The following is a 19,118-nucleotide window of genomic DNA, read 5'->3' on the forward strand; positions in this document are numbered from 1 at the left end:
CTGCGCGGCACCCTCGCCGACATCGCCGGGCAGGTCAAGGCCTCGGGCGTGGTGCGCACCGCCGTCATCCTGGTCGGACGGACACTGGCCGCCGAACAGTTCCGCGACAGCCACCTCTACTCGGCGGAGCGCGAGCGCCCGCACGAGCCCTGCGGGGCGTGAACCCCATGACCCGGCACGTCCTGATCCTCGGCGGGACGACGGAGGGGCGGGCGCTGGCCGCCGCACTCGCCGAGCCGCCGTCCCTGCGGGTCACCAGTTCACTGGCCGGCCGGGTCGCCCAACCCCGGCTGCCCGCCGGAGAGGTGAGGATCGGCGGCTTCGGCGGCCCCGAGGGGCTGGCCGACTGGCTGCGCGGCGAACGGGTCGACGCGGTCGTCGACGCCACCCACCCGTTCGCCGCCGGGATGTCCCGCAACGCGGCCCTCGCGGCGGCGGCCACCGGCGTACCGCTGCTGGTGCTACGCCGCCCCGGCTTCGCACCGGTCGCCGGGGACCGCTGGCTCCCCGTCCCCTCGCTCGCCGCCGCGGCCGAACTCCTGCCCGGCCTCGGGCGACGGGTCTTCCTCACCACCGGGCGACAGGGCATCGCCACCTTCGCCCACCTCGACGGGGTCCACTTCCTCGCCCGGTCAGTCGACCCGCCCGAGCCCCCGTTGCCACCGTCCTTCGAAGTCCTGCTGGACCGGGGGCCGTTCACGCTCGACGGCGAACGGGCACTCCTGCGCGAGCACCGCATCGACGTCGTGGTCACCAAGGACAGCGGCGGCGCCGCGACCGCACCCAAACTCACCGCCGCACGCGAACTCCACCTGCCCGTGGTCATCGTGCGGCGTCCGCCGGTCCCGGACGGCGTACCGGTGGCCCCGGACGTACCGGGCGCGGTGCGGTGGTTGCAGCACCTGCGCTAGAACGGCGGGTCGGGTCGGCCGAACCGACCGGGCCCGGGCGGACCGACCGGGCCGACCGGGCCGACCGGGCCGACCGGGCCGCGAGAAATTACCGGGCGGGTTTCGGCGCCGCACCGGCAGGATGGGCCGATGGCAGACGATCACCGCACCACGACCCTGCGCACGGCCGACGAACGGGCCACCCTGGCCAGCTTCCTGGACTACCAGCGCGACACGCTCGCGTTGAAGTGCGCCGACCTCACCCCCGAACAGCTCCGCATCCGGGCCCTCGAACCCTCCGGCCTCTCCCTGCTCGGGCTGGTCCGCCACCTCGCCGAGGTGGAGCGCAGCTGGTTCCGCAACGTCCTCAACGACGAGGCCCGGCCCGGCTTCTGGAAGAACCCCGACGGCTCCTTCGCCGAGTTCGACGCCGACACCGCCGACCCGGACGAGGCCTTCGCGGTCTGGCGCCGCGAGTGCGACCACGCCCGGCAACTCGTCGCGGCCACCGAGTCGTTGGACGTTCTGGGGCACTACGGCGAGGAGGTCTTCTCGCTGCGCTGGATCCTCACCCACATGATCGAGGAGTACGCCCGCCACAACGGCCACGCCGACCTCCTGCGCGAACACCTCGACGGCACCACCGGCGAGTAACCGAAACGGCCGACCAGCCCCAACGCGTGGGGCCGGTCGGCCATCCGACTGCCATTCGGATCCGGATCGGATCAGATGTCGCGGAAGGTCTCGATCTGCGCGCCGATGGAGTTGAGGCGCTCGGCGAGGTCCTCGTAGCCGCGGTTGATGACGTAGACGTTGCGCAGGACGGAGGTGCCCTGGGCGGCGAGCATCGCGAGGAGGATGACGACCGCGGGGCGGAGCGCCGGCGGGCACATCATCTCGGCGGCGCGCCAGCGGGTGGGGCCCTGGACCAGGACGCGGTGCGGGTCGAGGAGCTTGACGTCGGCGCCGAGGCGGGTCAGCTCGGTGAGGTAGATCGCACGGTTGTCGTAGACCCAGTCGTGGATCATCGTGGTGCCGTGGGCGGCCGCGGCGATGGCCGCGAAGAACGGCACGTTGTCGATGTTGATGCCGGGGAACGGCATCGGGTGGATGGTGTCGATCGGCGCGGTCAGCTTGGACGGGCGCACGGTGAGGTCGACCAGGCGGGTGTGGCCGTTGTGGGCCCGGTACTCGGGGGTCCGGTCGTAGTCGAGGCCCATCCCCTCCAGCACCGCGAGTTCGATCTCCAGGAACTCGATCGGCACCCGGCGGATCGTCAGCTCGGAGGAGGTGACGACGGCGGCGGCGAGCAGGCTCATCGCCTCCACCGGGTCCTCGGCCGGGGTGTAGTCGACGTCGCAGGTGATCTCCGGGACGCCGTGGACGGTGAGGGTGGTGGTGCCGATGCCCTCGATCCGCACGCCCAGCTTCTCCAGGAAGAAGCACAGGTCCTGGACCATGTAGTTGGGCGAGGCGTTGCGGATGACGCTGACGCCGTCGTGCCGGGCGGCGGCCAGCAGGGCGTTCTCGGTGACGGTGTCCCCGCGCTCGGTCAGCACGATCGGACGGTCCAGCGGGGTGCCCGGCTCGACCGAGGCGTGGTAGGCGCCGCCGGTGGTGGCGACCTCCAGCCCGAAGCGGCGCAGCGCGGTCAGGTGCGGCTCGACGGTGCGGGTGCCGAGGTCGCAGCCGCCCGCGTACGGGATGGCGAAGCGGCTGGCGCGGTGCATCAGCGGGCCGAGGAACATCAGCACGCTGCGGGTGCGGCGGGCCGCCTCGACGTCCATCGCCGCGAGGTCGAGCTCGGCGGGCGGGGTGAGTTCGAGGTCGCGGCCGTCGTTGGTCCAGCGGCTCTTGACGCCGATGCTGGTGAGCACCTCGAGGATGCGGTAGACCTCTTCGATCCGGGCGACGCTGCGCAGCGTGGTGCGTCCGGTGGTCAGCAGTGAGGCGCAGAGGATCGCGACGCAGGCGTTCTTGCTGCTGCGGACGTCGATGGCGCCGGAGAGTCGGGTGCCGCCGGCGACCCGCAGGTGCATCGGGCCGGAGTAGCCGAGGGAGACGATCTCGCTGTCGAGGGCTTCGCCGATGCGCGCGATCATCTCAAGGCTGACGTTCTGCTTGCCCTGCTCGATGCGGTTGACCGCGCTCTGGCTGGTGCCGAGGGCCTCGCCGAGCTGCGCCTGGGACCAGCCGCGGTGCTGGCGGGCGGTACGGATGAGGGTGCCGATACGGGTGAGGTAGTCGCCTGTCACTCGCCAGACCATATCTCATGGTTGAGATGACAACAGAGCCGGGGGTGGGTGTGACACTCCTTTTGTCCGTTTCTCGCCCCGCATGAACGTCAGATCTTCACATCACCAGGTGGTATTGCCGCGATTCTGTGAGAGCGTCACGGCCCGAGCGGCTCCGCCCTGCCGACGACGGTGCCCGCGCGGTCGATGCAGATGACGTCCACCGCCACCGGCGAGCCGACCAGCACGCCGAGCGCCGTCGCCCGCGCCGCCTCGGCGACCAGATCGCCCAGCGGCACCCCGGCCGCCCGGCACAACTGCACCGCCTCCAACCCGGTGTTGGCGGCGGCCACCGCCTCGGCCAACACCCCGTCGGCCCCGCCGCGCCGCGCCAGTTCTGCCAGGTACCCCTTGTCCACCTGGGAGCGCGCCGAGTGCAGGTCGAGGTGACCGGCGGCGAGCTTGGACAGCTTGGCGAAGCCGCCCGCGATCGTCAGCCGGGGCACCGGGTGGCGCTTGAGGTACTTGAGGACGGCGCCCGCGAAGTCGCCCATGTCGAGCAGCGCGTCCTCGGGCAGTCCGTGCACGGCGACGGCGACCTTCTCGGAGGTCGAGCCGGTACAGCCGGCCACGTGGGTGCGGCCCGCCGCCCGGGCCACGTCCACGCCGCGGCGGATGGAGTCGATCCAGGCGGAGCAGGAGTAGGGGACGACGATGCCGGTGGTGCCGAGGATGGACAGGCCCCCGAGGATGCCCAGCCGTGGATTCCAGGTGGAACGGGCGATCTCCTCGCCGTGGTCCACGGAGATCTCGACCACCACGTCCCCGCTGCCGCCGTGCGCGGCGGCCACCTCCGCCACGGCGTCGCGGATCATCTGCCGGGGCACCGGGTTGATCGCGGGCTCGCCGACGGGCAGCGGCAGGCCCGCCTTGGTGACCGTCCCCACCCCCGGTCCGGCCCGGAACACCACTCCGGCGCCGGGCTCGCCGGCCCGCACCGTCGAGCGGATCAGCGCGCCGTGGGTGACGTCGGGATCGTCGCCGGCGTCCTTGACCACGGCGGCCATCGCGCTCGCCGGCTCGGGCGGGACGGCGGCTCGACCTCCGGCCGCGAGGACCCCGGCGGCCAGTCCCCCGGCCCTGGGGGCGAGTTCCTCGGCGGTGAGCTCCTCGGCGGCGAGGGCGAAGGCCGGCTGCTGGCCCTTGGGGAGGGTGATGGTCACCGGGTCCGGGAACTCGCCGGTGAGCAGCGCGGTGTACGCGGCCTTGGTGGCGGCGGTGGCGCAGGCGCCCGTGGTCCAGCCGTGCCGCAGGCCGCTGCTCTTCAGCTGGCCGGCCCGGCCCCCGGCTTCGGCTCCGGCTTCGGCTCCGGCCTCGGCTCCCGCTTCGGCTCCCGCTTTGGCCACCTGCGTCTCGCTTCCGACTCCGTTGAGGTGCGGCCGCACCGACCGTCGGTACCGATTTTCCCCCATTCGCCTGACCGCGCCCCGACCGGGGGCGGTCAGCAGGGCCCCGCGACCCGGTGTCCGAGTCGGGGAGCGGCCGCTGCCCCGCGTTCCCGAAGAGTTCTCCGCACGGGCCTCGCACCTCGCGCCTACCAGTGAGTAATCTGGCGGTCCGCCAGAGGCGGGTTCATGACACGGGGTCCGGTGTCCGGGTTGTCCGGCCGGGCCATCAGCATGTGGGGGTTCTTGTGGCAGGGATGAGTCGGCGTACGTTCCTCACCGGTACGTCGGTGGCCGCCGCCTGGTCGGCCTTGTCGCTGGGCGGCGGGCAGTTCGCCTCGGCGGCGGAGCGCGAGCGCGCACTGGCGGCCACCGCCGCGCGGGCGGTCAGGACGACGGGCACCACGCTCGACCAGGTGGCCACGCCCGTCGGCACCGGCGGGTACAAGCGACTGACGGCCGGGCCGGGCTGGCCGCTGGTGGTACGCGGCGACCTGGCGGCGCCGGGCACCGGGCGGGACGACCGGCGGACCGGGCTGGCCAGCTTCGTCCAGTTCAGCGACCTGCACCTGGTGGACACCGAGTCCCCGGTGCGATTCGAGTACCTGGCCCGGTTCAACGGCAGCGCGTACCGACCGCAGGAGGCCCTGAACGCCCGCGGCGTCTCGGCCCTCGTCGAGCGGGTCAACGCGCTCGACGGCGGCCCCTACACCGGGATGCCGTTCAGCATGGTGATGGCCACCGGCGACAACACCGACAACCACGAGCAGGCCGAACTCGACTGGTACCTCACCGTCATGGGCGGCGGCCGACTCGCCCAGAACACCGGCGACCCGAACCGCTACGAAGGCGTGCAGAACTCGGGCAACGCCGCCTACTGGAACCCCGAACTCGCCTACAGCGACGGCTACAAGGCGAAGGGCTTCCCGCAGATACCGGGCTTCCTCGACGCCGCCGGCCGGCCGTTCGACGCGCCGGGCCTGCGTACGCCCTGGTACACGACGGTCGGCAACCACGACGACAGCCTTGAGGGTTCGCTGCCGGACCTCGGGCTGCTGAACGACCTCTACACCGGCCAGTACAAGCTGGAGGGCTGCAACGACGCGGACGCGGCCCAGCTGATGGACTCGCTGCGCCGCGACCCGGCCGGCGCCGCGCTCCTGCTCGCGAAGCTGCTCGCGAGCGGCGACGCGGTGCGCCGGATCACCCCGGACGAGCGCCGACGGCCGTTCACGCTCAAGGAGTTCGCCAAGGCCCACCTGAACCCGGCGCACACCGGCGCCGGCCCGTACGGGCACGGTTTCACCTCGGACATGATGGGCAGCGGCAAGCTCTACTACACCTTCCGCATCTCGGAGAAGGTGGTCGGCATCAGCCTGGACACCACCAACCAGGCCGGATTCGCGGACGGTTCACTGGGCACCGCGCAACTGCGCTGGCTGGAGCAGCAGTTGAAGGCGCACAGCGGGCACTGGTACGACACCGACGGACGCAAGGTGACGGGCGGCAGCACGGACGAGGTGATCCTCCTGTTCAGCCACCACACGAGCACCACCATGGGCAACCTGCTGCCCGACCCGCGCAACATCTTCGAGAAGCGGCACGACGGCAACGAACTGGTGGCGCTGCTCCAGCGCTACCCGAACGTGATCGCGTGGGTGAACGGGCACACCCACATGAACAAGGTCACGGCGCACGGCCACGCCGTGCCGGAGCGGGCGTTCTGGGAGATCAACACCGCCTCGCACATCGACTACCCGCAACACGGGCGCATCATCGAGATCGCGGACAACGGGGACGGCACGCTCTCCCTGTTCACGACGCTGATCGAGTCCTCCGCACCGTACGGCACGGACTTCGGCAGCACCTCGGACGCCAACCTCGCCGCGCTGTACCGCGAACTGTCGTACAACGACCCGAACGGCCGGCCGGCGGCGCTGCTGGGCGCGGGCGAGGACCACAACACGGAGCTGGTGATCACCAAGCCGACACGGTGACGGAGGCGGCGGCGAACAAGTAACAGAAAACAGATGACAGCTAACAGATGATGAAATCTGTTAGCTGTCATCTGTCAGTCATCGCCCGTTACTCCTCCGGGTACCGCCGCGGCGTCCAGACGACCTCCACGCCGCCGCCCCGCTCGACCGCCTGGGTCTGCGAGGAGCCGATCAGCAGGATCGTCCGCATGTCGACCAGCGCCGGATCCAGCTCGCCCAACCGGACGATCCGCACGCGCTCGGTCGGCCCGCCGACGTCGCGCGCCATCACCACCGGCGTCTCGGGCGCGCGGTACTCCAGCAGCAGGTCCCGGGCGAGGGCGACCTGCGTGGTGCGCGACTTCGAGCCCGGGTTGTAGAGCGCGAGCACCAGGTCCGCCTCGGCCGCCGCGCGCAGCCTGCGGGCCACCACGTCCCAGGGCTTGAGCCGGTCCGACAGCGACACCACCGCGTAGTCGTGCCCGAGCGGGGCGCCGGCCCGGGAGGCGGCCGCGTGGGCCGCGGTCATCCCCGGGACGATCCGCACCGGGACGTCCCGGTAGGCCTCCTCGCAGGCGACCTCCAGGACGGCGGTGGCCATCGCGAAGACGCCCGGGTCGCCCGAGGACACCACCGCGACCTTGTGCCCGCGGCGGGCCAGTTCGAGGGCGTACTCGGCGCGCTCCGACTCCACCTTGTTGTCCGAAGCGTGCCGCCGCTGCCCCGGCCGCTCGGGCACCCGGTCCAGGTAGGTGGTGTAGCCGACCAGGTCGGTCGCCTCGGCCAGGACGCCGCGCGCCTCGGGGGTGAGCCAGAGCGGCCCGGCCGGACCGGTGCCGATGACGGCCACCGCGCCGGCACCGTCCGTCCGCCGCTCCACCGGCTCCAGCGGCGCGACCTTGCTCGGCAGCACCGCCACCGAGAAGTACGGGACGGTCTCGCCCTCGACCTCCGCGAGCGGCAGGATGCGCTCCCCGTCCATGAACGCGCGCTCGACGTACTGCGCGTCGTCGAGCCGTCCGGCCCGCTCCAGCGCCCGCCGGACGGCCGGGAAGGTGCGCCCCAGCTTCATGATCACGGCGGAGTCGGCGGCGGCGATCCGCGCCGTCAGCTCCTCCTCGGGCAGCGTGCCCGGGATGACGGTGAGCGTCTCCTCGGCCTCGGTCAGCGGCTGGCCGAGCCGGGCGGCCGCGGCGCTGACGGAGGTCACACCCGGCACCACCTCGGTCGGGTAGCGGTGCGCGAGCCGCTTGTGCATGTGCTGGTACGAGCCGTAGAACAGCGGGTCGCCCTCGGCGAGGACCACGACGTCGCGGCCGGCGTCCAGGTGGGCGGCCAGCCGGGCGGCGGCCTCCTCGTAGAAGTCGTCCAGCGCGCCCCGGTAGCCGCCCGGGTGGTCGGTGGTCTCGACCGTGATCGGGTAGACCAGCTTCTCCTCTACCTGACCACCCGTCAGATAGCGCTCGGCGATCGAACGGGCGATGGACCGGCCGTGCCGGGCACTGTGGTAGGCCACCACGTCGGCCTTGCCGATGAGTTCGGCTGCCCGGACGGTCACCAGCGACGGGTCGCCGGGGCCGAGCCCGACGCCGTAGAGCCGGCCGACACCAGGGGTCTGACGATCCGTCACTCTTCTTCGCTCGCAATCGCGTTGACGGCGGCGGCGGCGATCGCGCTGCCACCGCGCCGGCCGCGCACCACCAGGTGCTCCAGGCCGGACGGGTGCTCGGCCAGGGCCTGCTTGGATTCGGCGGCGCCGATGAAGCCGACCGGGACGCCGATCACCGCGGCCGGGCGCGGCGCACCGGCCTCGATCATCTCCAGCAGCCGGAACAGCGAGGTCGGCGCGTTGCCGACGGCCACCACCGCGCCCTCCAGCCGGGGCAGCCACAGTTCCATGGCGGCGGCGCTGCGGGTGTTGCCCATCTTCCGGGCGAGTTCCGGCACGGACGGGTCGGTGAGGGTGCACACGACCTCGTTGTCGGCGGGCAGCCGCTTGCGGGTGACGCCGCTCGCCACCATGTTCACGTCGCACAGGATCGGCGCCCCGGCCCGCAGCGCCGCGCGCGCGGAGGCGACCACGCCCGGCGAGTACACCAGGTCCTCGACCAGGTCGACCATCCCGCAGGCGTGGATCATCCGCACCGCGACCTGGGAGACGTCCGCCGGGAGGGCGGCCAGGTCGGCCTCCGCACGGATGGTGGCAAAGGACTGGCGGTAGATGGACGCGCCGTCCTTCTCGTACTCGATCACTTCGTGGTCCTCCTGGCCTCGGCGACCGCCTCGGCCATCTCCTCGTTCGTCACGTCCACGGCCGCCCCGGCGGACGCCGGACCGTTCACCGTCACCCGGTAGCCCTGCCCGGTGGCGAGCACGTCCACCCACCGCCCGGCCGGATGACCGCAGCGCCGTTCACACCCCGACCAGTGCACCGGGAGACCGGCGGTCGGAAGGCCCGTAACCGGCGGGCTCCCGGCGACGGCCGCCGCATCGAGCGCCCGCGCCGCGTCGGCCCGGACGTCGGCCCGCGACTTGGCGCACCCCGGCAGCCCGGTGCAGGCGGTGGCCCGCTCCCAGGGCGAGCCGGGCGCGGTCCGGAACCCGGCCGCCGCCAGCGCGGGCAGCCGGTCGGCCGGCGCCCCCGGCAGCACCGCGCCGCGCCAGGGCGTCAGCCGGATCTCCCCGGCGCAGGCGCCCGCGAGTTCCCGCCACTGCGCGGCACCGGCCCGGCCGAAGCGCATGCCCACCGACAGCCCGCCCGCCACGGCCCCGCCCGCCGCCGTGGCGAGCGGGCCGACCGTCCGGACGGCACCGGCCGTAGGGACCACGCCGACCGCGGGCGCGGCCCCGGCGAAAGCGGGCACCGGCACGGGCCCGGCCGGCAGCAGCTCGGGGACCTCGCGCAGGTGCCAGGCCTTGCGCCCGCTCTCCCGCAGCACGTCCAGGAAGGTCCGGGCCGCGTCGAGCACGGCCGTCACCTCCTGCCCCGCCGGCGCCGGACGCCCGTGGGCGGCCCGTCCGAGGCGCAGCAGCGCCGACCCGTCCGGGCCTGCGATCAATGTCACATCGGCGTCGAACGCGGCGACGTCGCCCCGCCCGTCGTCCAGCGCGAACAGGAACTTGCCGGAGAGTCCGGCCGCCCAGTCGCTCGCGCACAGCCGCGCGTCCAGCTCCCGCACCCAGGCCTGCACGTCGGCGAAGCCGTGTCCGTCGAGCCCGGCGAGCGGGGAGGCCACGATGTTGCGGACCCGTTCGTGCGTGTCCGAGGGCAGCAGGCCGACGGCGCGCAGCCGTTCGGCGAGTTCGGCCCCGCAGTGCGAAGCCAGGCCGCGGAGTTGGACGTTGCCGCGGGAGGTGGTCTCCAGTTCGCCGTCGCCGAGCGCCTCGGCGGCGTCGGCCAGCGCCAGCGCCTGACGGACCGTCAGCAGGCCGCCGGGCAGGCGGACCCGGGCCAGGGCGCCGTCGTCGGCCGGGTGTAGACGAAGGGCCCCTGGGCAGGCGTCCGCGCGCCCCCGGTCGGGCACCGCGGCGCCCGGCGCGGTGGCGTCGGGTGTCGGTGGCATGGCCGCGAGCATACAGATGATCCGATCGGTTGCCTTTGTCCGTCGCCTCACACCCCGGGCGCTCCGGGCGGCCTCCCCGGGATCGCCCTCCCCCAGGTCAGCCGCACCCCGTACGATGCTGGCGGACGGTCCCCGCGGGCCGTCCGCACGCCAGCGACGGCGCAGGGGAGGAAACCGGTGCAAGCCCGGTGCGGTCCCGCCACTGTGACCGCGGTTCACCGGGAGACCGGACGGCCGCGGGAGCCAGGAACTCCTGCCGTCCTCCACCGGCCCGGGGCGCGGACCCCGAGGAAGGCTCGAAGAGCAATGCGCTGCCGCATGCCCGCGCCCGGGTCCCCGGGCGCCTCACGCCCGCCCGACTCCGGGCGCTTCGCCGACGCCTCGGCGCTCCTTCGGTCGCCGGCCACGCGCCGTCGCCCGCTTTCGTCCGCCAGATGCCACGCGCCTTCGTCCGCCGCGCACCACGCGTTTTCGTCCGTCGCTCGTCACTCGTCACTTTCCACGCCGGCGCGCCCTTCGGCTCGGGGCGGCTCCGAGGCCGGGAGGGCCTTCGCATGATCCTGCTGCTGTCGACGTCCGACACCGACCTGCTCAGTGCCCGCGCCGCCGAGGGCCCGGTCCGCTACCGGCTCGGCAACCCGGCCCGGCTCACCCCCGAGGACCTGCCCGCGCTGCTGGAGGGCACCGACCTCGTCGTGGTCCGCCTGCTCGGCGGTCGCCGCGCCTGGCAGGAGGGCCTGGACACGCTGCTGGCCGGCCCCCGCCCGGTGATCGTGCTGACCGGTGAACAGGCCCCCGACGCCCAGCTGATGGAGCTGTCCACCGTCCCGGCCGGCATCGCCGCCGAGGCGCACGCCTACCTCGCGCACGGCGGCGCCGCCAACCTCGCCGAGCTGGCCGCCTTCCTCTCCGACACCGTGCTGCTGACCGGCCACGGCTTCGCCCCGCCCGCCTCCGCCCCGGCCTGGGGGCCGCTGGAGCGCGAAGCCCGTACGCAGGACGGCCCGACGGTCGCGGTGCTCTACTACCGCGCCCACCACATGAGCGGCAACACCGCCTTCGTCGAGACGCTCTGCCGGGCGATCGAGGACCAGGGCGCGCAGGCCAGGGCCTACTACTGCGCCTCGCTGCGCGGCGCCGAGCCCGAACTGCTGGCCGCGCTCGGCGAGGCCGACGCGCTCGTCACCACCGTGCTCGCCGCCGGCGGCACCCGCCCGGCGGACGCGCAGGCCGGCGGCGACGAGGAGGCCTGGGACGCGGGCGCGCTCGCCGCCCTGGACCGGCCGATCCTCCAGGCGCTCTGCCTCACCTGGTCGCGCGCCCAGTGGGAGGCCAGCGACGACGGCCTGTCCCCGCTGGACACCGCCACCCAGATCGCGGTGCCGGAGTTCGACGGCCGGCTGATCAGCGTCCCGTTCTCCTTCAAGGAGCTGGACGAGGACGGCCTCACCGTCTACGCCGCCGACCCGGAGCGCGCCGCCCGGGTGGCCGGCACCGCCGTCAAGCACGCCCGGCTGCGGCACATCCCGGCCGCCGAGCGCCGCCTCGCGCTCGTGCTGTCCGCCTACCCGACCAAGCACGCCCGGGTCGGCAACGCCGTCGGCCTGGACACCCCGGCCAGCGCGATCCGCCTGCTGAACCGGCTGCGCGCGGAGGGCATGGACCTGGGTTCGGACCTCCCCGGGGTGGACGGAACGAACGGGGACGGCCACGACGGCTCCCACGACGCGTCCTCCGACGGCTCCCGCAAGGGCTCCCACGACGCGTCCCAGGACTCCTCGCTCGACGCCTCCCACGAGGGCGACGCCCTGATCCACGCCCTGATCGCCGCCGGCGGCTACGACCAGGACTGGCTCACCGAGGACCAGCTGGCCCGCAACCCGGTGCGCATCCCCGCCGCCGACTACCGCCGCTGGTACGCCACGCTCCCGCAGGCGCTGCGCGAGCAGGTCGAGGAGCACTGGGGCCCGGCCCCCGGCGAGCTCTACGTCGACCGCTCGCAGAACCCGGACGGCGACATCGTGCTGGCCGCGATCCGCTCCGGGAACCTGCTCGTCCTGATCCAGCCGCCGCGCGGCTTCGGCGAGAACCCCGTCGCCATCTACCACGACCCCGACCTGCCGCCGAGCCACCACTACCTGGCCGCCTACCGCTGGATCGAGGCCGCGCAGGCCGACGGCGGGTTCGGCGCGCACGCCGTCATCCACCTCGGCAAGCACGGAAACCTGGAGTGGCTGCCCGGCAAGACCGCCGCGCTGTCCGCCGAGTGCGGCCCGGACGCCGTCCTGGGCGATCTGCCGCTGATCTACCCGTTCCTGGTCAACGACCCGGGCGAGGGCACCCAGGCCAAGCGCCGCGCCCACGCCACCCTGGTCGACCACCTCGTCCCGCCGATGGCCCGCGCCGACTCCTACGGCGACATCGCCCGCCTGGAGCAGCTGCTGGACGAGCACTCCAACATCGCCGCGATGGACCCGGCCAAGCTGCCCGCGATCCGCGCGCAGATCTGGACCCTCATCCAGGCCGCCAAGCTGGACCACGACCTCGGCCTGGACGAGCGCCCCGAGGACGACGGCTTCGACGACTTCCTGCTGCACGTCGACGGCTGGCTGTGCGAGATCAAGGACGCCCAGATCCGCGACGGCCTGCACGTCCTCGGCCAGGCGCCAGCCGGCACCGACCGGGTCAACATCGTGCTCGCCATCCTGCGCGCCCGCCAGATCTGGGGCGGTGTCAGCGCGCTGCCGGGCCTGCGCGAGGCGCTCGGGCTGGACGAGGCCGCGCTCACCCTCGGGGCCACCGACGCCGCCGAGGCCCAGGCCCGCGCCCTGGTCGAGGCCATGGAGGCGCAGGACTGGGCGGTCGAGGCGGTGGAGAAGGTCGCCGCCGGGCTGCCGGAGGCCGTCCACGAGGTGCTGACCTTCGCCGCCACCCAGGTGGTGCCGCGACTGGCCGCCACCACCGACGAGCTGGACGCCGTGCTGCACGCGCTGCGCGGCGGCTTCGTCCCGGCCGGGCCGTCCGGCTCGCCGCTGCGCGGCCTGGTCAACGTGCTGCCGACCGGCCGCAACTTCTACTCCGTCGACCCGAAGGCCGTCCCGAGCAAGCTCGCCTGGGAGACCGGCCAGGCGCTCGCCACCTCGCTGGTCGAGCGGTACACCGCCGACAACGACGGCGACTACCCGCCCTCGGTCGGGCTGTCGCTGTGGGGCACCAGCGCGATGCGCACCGCCGGCGACGACATCGCCGAGGCCTTCGCCCTGCTCGGCGTCCGCCCGGTCTGGGACGACGCCTCGCGCCGGGTCACCGGCCTGGAGCCGATCACCCTCGCCGAGCTGGGCCGCCCGCGCATCGACGTGACGCTGCGCATCTCCGGCTTCTTCCGCGACGCCTTCCCGCACGTGGTCGCCCTGCTGGACGACGCGGTGCGCCTGGCCGCCGCCCAGGAGGAGCCCGCGGAGCAGAACTTCGTACGCGCCCACGTCCAGGCCGACCTCGCGGTGCACGGCGACGAGCGCAAGGCCACCGTCCGCGTCTTCGGCTCCCGCCCGGGCACCTACGGCGCGGGCCTGCTCCAGCTGATCGACAGCCGGGACTGGCGCACCGACGCCGACCTGGCCGAGGTGTACACGGTCTGGGGCGGCTACGCCTACGGCCGCGGGCTGGACGGGCGGCCGGCCCGCGAGGAGATGGAGACCGCGTACAAGCGCATCACCGTCGCCGCGAAGAACACCGACACCCGCGAGCACGACATCGCCGACTCGGACGACTACTTCCAGTACCACGGCGGCATGGTGGCCACCGTCCGGGCGCTCACCGGCAAGGCGCCGACCGCCTACATCGGCGACTCGACCCGCCCGGAGACGGTCCGCACCCGGACGCTGACCGAGGAGGCCGCCCGCGTCTTCCGCGCCCGGGTGGTCAACCCGCGCTGGATCGAGGCGATGCGCCGGCACGGGTACAAGGGCGCGTTCGAGATGGCCGCGACGGTGGACTACCTGTTCGGCTACGACGCCACGACGGGCGTGGTCGCGGACTGGATGTACGAGAAGCTCACCCAGGAGTACGTGCTCGACCCGGTCAACCGGGAGTTCCTGACCGGCGCCAACCCGTGGGCGCTGCACGGGATCAGCGAGCGGCTGCTGGAGGCGGCCAGCCGCGGGCTGTGGGAGCAGCCCGACCCGGAGCTGATCGCGCAGTTGCAGGCCGCGTTCCTGGAGACCGAGGGGGACCTGGAGGGCGACGAGGGCTGAGTCACGGGGGTGGCCACCAGTGTTCCCGTAGCCCATTCGGGTGACAGGAACACTGGTGGCGTAGTCCGTCCAAGCGGACAATACGGGGCATGCCCCGCCGCCTCGCCCTCACCAGCCCCGCCCGGCGCACGCCGCACTCCTCGCACCCCGATCACCCCGGGCACTCCGGACACTCCTCGAATCCCGGGCACCCCCGGCGCCCCGAACCTCCCGGGCACCCCGAACACGGCGGGCACCCCGGAAACGGCGGCCACCCGCAGGCGCGCCCGCACCGCTACCGCGCGCGGTTCGGTGCCCTGGCGGCCGGGGCCGTACCGGTGCTCGCCTTCCCGGCACCGGGGCAGGCCTGGCTGGCATGGGTCGCGCTCGTCCCCGGGATGCTGCTGATGCAGCGCGCGCCCGGCGGGCGGGAGGCGGCGGTGCGCGGGTGGTGGTTCGGGGCGGGCTTCATCCTGATCGCGATGTACTGGCTGGTCCCGTCCATCGGGCCGGGACTACCGGTGCTCGCCGTGCTGTTCGGGGCGCTCCAGGGCGGCTTCGGGTACGCCGTCCACCGGCTGCTGCACCCGCCGCTGACCGGCCGTCGGGCACTGCTCGCGCTGCTCGTCGTCCCGGCGGTCTGGGTGACCACCGAGTACGCGCGCTCCTGGGACGCGCTCGGCGGGCCGTGGGCGCTGCTCGGCGCCACCCAGTGGCAGCACCCGGCGATCCTCGGGCTGGCCTCGACCGGCGGGATCTGGCTGGTCAGCGCGGCCGTCGCGGCCGCCAACACCGGGGTGCTGATCGTCCTGACCGCCGTGCACCGGCGGCCGCGCGCCCTCGCGGCGCTGACCACCGTCCTGGTCCTGGCCGCCGGCCCGCTGCTGTTCGCGCTGCGCGACGCCCCCGCCCCGGCCGGGGCGGTCACCGTCGCGCTGGTCCAGCCCGGCATCGTGGACGACCCGCAGGCCCGGTTCGAGGCCAGCGCCCAGGCCACCGCCGCGCTCGGCGGGCAGCCGGTGGACCTGGTCGTCTGGGGCGAGAGCAGCACCACCGCCGACCTCGACCGCGACCCGGCCGCGCTCGACCGGCTGCGCCGACTCTCCACCGTCACCGGGGCGCAGATCATCGCCGGGGAGGACGCCCGCAAGGCGGACGGGCGGATCTCCAAGGACGCGGTGCTGGTCTCCCCCGCGGGCGTGCTGGACCGCTACCGCAAGATCCGGCTGGTGCCCTTCGGCGAGTACATCCCGCTGCGGCCGGTGCTCGGCTGGATCGCCGGCGTCAGCCGGGCGGCCGGCGAGAACCGGGCGCCCGGCACCGCCTTCCACGTCCTGCCGGCCACCGACCGGGCCGGCGGGCCGCTGCCGGTCGGCGCGCTGATCTGCTTCGAGTCGGCCTTCCCCGACCTGGCCCGCACCGCCGCGCGGGACGGCGCCCGGGTGCTGGTCTACCAGTCCTCCACCTCGACCTTCCAGCACACCTGGGCACCCGAACAGCACGTCTCGCTGGCGGCGATCCGGGCCGCCGAGACGGGCCGGCCGGCCGTGCAGGCCTCGCTGACCGGGGTGTCGGCGGCCTTCGACGCGCAGGGCCGCGAGCTCGCCCGGCTCGGTACCGACGGCACCGGAGCGCTGACCGTCCGACTGCCGCTCACCGAGCCCGGGACGCTGACCTGGTACGACCGGATCGGCGACGTGGTGCCGATCGGCGCGCTGCTCGTCACGGCGGGCGCGACGGCGGCGGCGTGGCGCTCCAGCCGCAGTCGGCGCCCGGCGTGAGGGCGGAGGCTGCGCCCGGCGTGAGGGCGGCGGGGTCCTCGGCAGGGGCGTCGGCAGGGGCGTGGGCAGGGGCGTGGCCTCCGGCGGGTCAGCCCTCGGTGCCGGCCAGGTAGACGCCGAACGACGCGCCCTGCGGGTCGCGCAGCACGGCGATCCGGGGGCCGCCCGGCACGTCGGTGGCCGCCATCAGCACGTCCGCGCCGAGGCCGCTCGCCCGGGCGACGGTGTTGTCGACGTCGGCGACCGAGAAGTACGGCAGCCAGTGCGGCGGCACCTGCGGCGGAAAGCGGTCGTCCATCACCAGCATGCCGCCGAAGTCCTCGCCGCCCAGGCCCCACTGGGTGTACTGCTCGGACAGGCTGACGGACCAGCCGAAGACCGCCGGGTAGAAGGCGGTCGCACCGGCCGGGTCGCGGGTGAGCAGTTCCACCCAGCCGAGCGAGCCCGGCTCGTTGAACACACCGGCGCCCGCGAACGCGCGGGCCTGCCAGAGCAGGAAGACCGCGCCGGAGCTGTCCCCGACCACCGCGAAGCGGCCGAGGTCGGACGCGTCGGTGGGCTCCTTCAGGACCTTGCCGCCGGCGTCCTCGACCTTCGCGACCGTGGCGTCGGTGTCGGTGACCGCGAAGCAGGTCGACCAGGCGATGGGCTGCTGCGGCGCGAACCGCGGGCTGACGGCGGCCGCCGGGGCGTCGCCGAGGAACATCTGGGTGTAGCCGTTGGCCTCGGGGCGCACATCGGCCTCGGCCCGCCAGCCGAACAACTCGCTGTAGAAGGTGCTGGCGGCGGCCGGGTCGGAGGTGCCCAGCTCGACCCAGCAGGGGCCGCCGATGGTCACGGAGTTCTGCTTCATGGCTTCTTCTCTCGACTTCTTCTCTCGGTTCTCGATCTCTCGGTCTTCACTGACTGATCGTCACTCTTGATTCGAGTCAAGCGACTTCGATGACCACCTTGCCGCTGGCGTGGCCGGACTCGACGAAGGCGAGCGCCTCGGCGGCCCGGGCCAGCGGGTAGCGGCCGGTGATGTGCGGGTCCAGCTCACCGGCGGCGACCAGGGCCGCCAGCGCGGACAGGGTCTCGGACGTCGTCGAGCGGGTGATGTAGCGGCCGCCGAGTTCCGCCACGGTGGCCGGGTCGGCGGTGCTGACCAGTTCCGTACGGTCCGTGCGCACGGGGGCGGCGGCCCGCAGGGCGTCGCCGCCGACCAGGTCGAGGATGCCGTCGACGCCGTCGGGCGCCGCGGCCGCGATCCGTTCGGCGACGCCGTCGCCGTAGCGGACCGGCACCGCCCCGAGGGACTCCACGTACGCGTGATTGGCGTCGCTCGCGGTGCCGAGAACGGTCAGGCCGCGACTGCGGGCGATCTGGGCGGCCGCGCTGCCGACACCGCCGGCGATGCCGAGGATCAGCAGCGTCCGGCCGGCGCCGAGGCCGAGGTCACGGACGGCGTCGTCCGCGGTGGCCGCCGACACGGGCAGGACGGCGGCCTGGTCGAAGCCGACACCCTCGGGTTTGAGGGCACTCAACTCGGCGAGCATCAGCGTCTGTTCGGCGTAGGCACCGGCGGCCGCGAGGCCGAACACCTCATCGCCCGGGGTGAACCCGGTGACCCCGGGGCCGACTTGCAGGACCACGCCCGAGGCCTCCTGGCCCATGACGGCGGGGAGTTCGCGCTCCCGGCCGAGCAGGCCCGTGCGGATCTTCCAGTCCACCGGGTTCACCCCGGCCGCACCGACCGCGATCGCCAGTTGCCCGGGGCCGGGCTCCAGCGCCGGGCGGTCCAGGAACTCCTGTGTCTCCGGCCCGCCGTAGTCGACGAAGCCGAATGCCTTGGCCATCGGTGATCCCACTCCTCGGGTAGCGGCTGCGATCCCCCGTCCTCCCCCGCCCCAGCATGCGGGCGGGGGAGGACGGGTGCGGGCGCTGCTGGGCCGAACGGGGGCGGGCGGGGCGGCGGGCGGCGGCAGTGGGCGTTGGCGGGCATTGGCGGGCGAACAAAAAACAGATGACAGATAACAGATTTCGAAATCTGTTATCTGTCATCTGTTTTTTGTCAGTTGTCAGCTGTCAACGGCCGTCCGTCAGCGCGGCGCCCGTGCCACCGGGATCCACAGCTGGGCTTCCGCCTGGCCGTCCGGCAGGAACCGGGTACGCAGGATCTCCGGCCCCGGCCGGAACTCGTACGGATTGGACGGGAACCACTGCGTGAAGACGTCCCGCCACATCTCCTGGAGGGCCTTCGGGAAGGTCCCGGTGTTGGAGAAGGCCGCCCAGGTCCCCGCCGGCACCTCCCGAACGTCCAGGCCGTCCGGGACGACGGTGCCCGCGTCCGCCACCACCGCGTGGTAGTAGTCGAGTTCGACACCCTCTTCGCGGCTCTCCGAGAAGAACTCGGTGACCGAGAGGATGCCTTCCGGCTCACGGCCCGAGAGCGCCGAGATCCGGTCGACGGTCTCCTGGCCGAGCCCCTTGATGAACGAGGCGATGGCCGGGTTCACCCCCTCGTGCACCAGCGGGACCCGAGCCCGCCGACCGATGATCCGGAAGTCCGGCTGCTCGATGATCCGGTATTCCATACTGCTGCTTCCCTCCACGACGAGTCGGAAGGACATCCGGGGTTGGGACTTGAGCACCGCGCCCTCGCGCCGGGCCTCACCGGGCCCGACCCCGTGCATCGCCCGGAACGCCCGGGCGAACGCCTCCCCCGAGGTGTAGCCGTACCGGATCGCGACCTCCAGCAACGTCCGCTCCCCGCCGAGGACTTCGGCCCCGGCGACGGTCAACCGCCGGCGCCGGACGTAGTCCGACAGCGGCATCCCGGAGAGCATCGAGAACAGCCGCCGGAAGTGGTACTCCGACGTCATCGCGATCCGGGCCAGCTCGGCGACCTCGACCTCCTGGTCCAGGTTCCGTTCGATGTGATCCATCGCCCGGTTCAGGTGTTCCAGCACTCCGACCCCGTCCTTCCCTTACTGATCACCACCGTAGGAAGGACCC

13 protein-coding genes, 1 pseudogene and 1 riboswitch are annotated in these 19,118 nt (G+C 73.6%); of the genes and pseudogenes, 6 read left to right on the forward strand and 8 right to left on the reverse strand.

From position 1 onward, the window contains the following. From AB0P03_RS23600 to AB0P03_RS23610, 3 genes and pseudogenes are all read left to right on the forward strand, one after another. Positions 1–162 (forward strand): annotated as a pseudogene (locus AB0P03_RS23600) (precorrin-4 C(11)-methyltransferase); the annotation flags it as partial. A 5-nt stretch (positions 163–167) separates the two neighbouring features. Then, a complete protein-coding gene (locus AB0P03_RS23605) occupies positions 168–911 on the forward strand; it encodes a cobalt-precorrin-6A reductase (protein WP_363630698.1) in 744 nt (247 codons plus the stop codon). 129 nt (positions 912–1,040) lie between these two features. After that, a complete protein-coding gene (locus AB0P03_RS23610; protein ID WP_363630616.1) occupies positions 1,041–1,544 on the forward strand; it encodes a DinB family protein in 504 nt (167 codons plus the stop codon). Positions 1,545–1,615: 71 nt separating this feature from the next. Here AB0P03_RS23610 and AB0P03_RS23615 read toward each other — a convergent pair whose 3' ends face one another. Together AB0P03_RS23615 and AB0P03_RS23620 are read right to left on the reverse strand one after the other, a co-directional pair. Next, positions 1,616–3,145 (reverse strand): UDP-N-acetylglucosamine 1-carboxyvinyltransferase, encoded by a 1,530-nt coding sequence (locus AB0P03_RS23615; protein WP_363579107.1) that lies wholly within the window; start codon positions 3,143–3,145, stop codon positions 1,616–1,618. 137 nt (positions 3,146–3,282) lie between these two features. Beyond that, positions 3,283–4,530 carry a cobalt-precorrin-5B (C(1))-methyltransferase gene (locus AB0P03_RS23620; RefSeq protein ID WP_363630618.1) on the reverse strand — a complete coding sequence of 416 codons (1,248 nt, stop codon included), beginning with the start codon at positions 4,528–4,530 and terminating at the stop codon, positions 3,283–3,285. Between the two features lie 296 nt (positions 4,531–4,826). Here AB0P03_RS23620 and AB0P03_RS23625 point away from each other — a divergent pair, with 296 nt between their 5' ends. Further along, complete coding sequence (locus tag AB0P03_RS23625) at positions 4,827–6,566, forward strand: TIGR03767 family metallophosphoesterase (protein ID WP_363630620.1); 1,740 nt, start codon at positions 4,827–4,829, stop codon at positions 6,564–6,566. Positions 6,567–6,654: 88 nt separating this feature from the next. On the opposite strand, the gene AB0P03_RS23630 is transcribed toward AB0P03_RS23625, so the two are convergent. Genes AB0P03_RS23630 through AB0P03_RS23640 form a run of 3 tightly spaced genes read right to left on the reverse strand, consistent with a single transcriptional unit; the run spans position 6,655 to position 10,108 of the window. Then, positions 6,655–8,175 (reverse strand): precorrin-2 C(20)-methyltransferase, encoded by a 1,521-nt coding sequence (locus AB0P03_RS23630; protein ID WP_363630621.1) that lies wholly within the window; start codon positions 8,173–8,175, stop codon positions 6,655–6,657. After that, positions 8,172–8,798 (reverse strand): precorrin-8X methylmutase, encoded by a 627-nt coding sequence (locus AB0P03_RS23635; protein WP_063350072.1) that lies wholly within the window; start codon positions 8,796–8,798, stop codon positions 8,172–8,174. Before AB0P03_RS23635 ends, AB0P03_RS23630 begins: the two co-directional genes overlap by 4 nt. Further along, on the reverse strand, positions 8,795–10,108 hold the full coding sequence (locus AB0P03_RS23640; RefSeq protein WP_363630623.1) for a hypothetical protein: 1,314 nt from the start codon (positions 10,106–10,108) through the stop codon (positions 8,795–8,797). The genes AB0P03_RS23635 and AB0P03_RS23640 overlap by 4 nt, the downstream gene beginning before the upstream one ends. Before the next feature lie 167 nt (positions 10,109–10,275). Continuing rightward, positions 10,276–10,361: riboswitch (cobalamin riboswitch) on the forward strand. Positions 10,362–10,662: 301 nt separating this feature from the next. Between AB0P03_RS23640 and cobN the strand changes: the two genes are divergently transcribed. Together cobN and lnt are read left to right on the forward strand one after the other, a co-directional pair. Continuing rightward, the gene (gene cobN, locus AB0P03_RS23645) at positions 10,663–14,361 is read left to right on the forward strand and encodes a cobaltochelatase subunit CobN (protein ID WP_363630624.1); all 3,699 of its coding nucleotides are present in this window, start codon (positions 10,663–10,665) and stop codon (positions 14,359–14,361) included. A gap of 89 nt (positions 14,362–14,450) precedes the next feature. After that, positions 14,451–16,121: an apolipoprotein N-acyltransferase gene (gene lnt / locus AB0P03_RS23650; RefSeq protein ID WP_363630625.1), complete on the forward strand. Its 1,671-nt coding sequence runs from the start codon at positions 14,451–14,453 to the stop codon at positions 16,119–16,121. Between the two features lie 88 nt (positions 16,122–16,209). Here lnt and AB0P03_RS23655 read toward each other — a convergent pair whose 3' ends face one another. The 3 genes from AB0P03_RS23655 to AB0P03_RS23665 all read right to left on the reverse strand — a co-directional run bounded on the left by AB0P03_RS23655 (position 16,210) and on the right by AB0P03_RS23665 (position 19,072). Next, on the reverse strand, positions 16,210–16,974 hold the full coding sequence (locus AB0P03_RS23655) for a VOC family protein (protein ID WP_363630627.1): 765 nt from the start codon (positions 16,972–16,974) through the stop codon (positions 16,210–16,212). A 76-nt stretch (positions 16,975–17,050) separates the two neighbouring features. After that, on the reverse strand, positions 17,051–17,959 hold the full coding sequence (locus AB0P03_RS23660; protein WP_363579125.1) for an NADP-dependent oxidoreductase: 909 nt from the start codon (positions 17,957–17,959) through the stop codon (positions 17,051–17,053). Positions 17,960–18,202: 243 nt separating this feature from the next. Beyond that, on the reverse strand, positions 18,203–19,072 hold the full coding sequence (locus tag AB0P03_RS23665; protein ID WP_363579127.1) for an AraC family transcriptional regulator: 870 nt from the start codon (positions 19,070–19,072) through the stop codon (positions 18,203–18,205). Positions 19,073–19,118: the final 46 nt, after the last annotated feature.

This window comes from Kitasatospora sp. NPDC088779, from assembly GCF_040685395.1.
Classification (GTDB): Bacteria; Actinomycetota; Actinomycetes; order Streptomycetales; family Streptomycetaceae; genus Kitasatospora.

Bases quoted from the DNA above. Each gene is read 5' to 3' on its own strand.
- AB0P03_RS23655 (WP_363630627.1), bottom strand. From the start codon at position 16,974: ATGAAGCAGAACTCCGTGACCATCGGCGGCCCCTGCTGGGTCGAGCTG.
- AB0P03_RS23640 (WP_363630623.1), bottom strand. From the start codon at position 10,108: ATGCCACCGACACCCGACGCCACCGCGCCGGGCGCCGCGGTGCCCGAC.
- AB0P03_RS23625 (WP_363630620.1), top strand. From the start codon at position 4,827: ATGAGTCGGCGTACGTTCCTCACCGGTACGTCGGTGGCCGCCGCCTGG.
- AB0P03_RS23660 (WP_363579125.1), bottom strand. From the start codon at position 17,959: ATGGCCAAGGCATTCGGCTTCGTCGACTACGGCGGGCCGGAGACACAG.
- AB0P03_RS23610 (WP_363630616.1), top strand. From the start codon at position 1,041: ATGGCAGACGATCACCGCACCACGACCCTGCGCACGGCCGACGAACGG.
- AB0P03_RS23605 (WP_363630698.1), top strand. From the start codon at position 168: ATGACCCGGCACGTCCTGATCCTCGGCGGGACGACGGAGGGGCGGGCG.
- lnt (WP_363630625.1), top strand. From the start codon at position 14,451: ATGCCCCGCCGCCTCGCCCTCACCAGCCCCGCCCGGCGCACGCCGCAC.
- cobN (WP_363630624.1), top strand. From the start codon at position 10,663: ATGATCCTGCTGCTGTCGACGTCCGACACCGACCTGCTCAGTGCCCGC.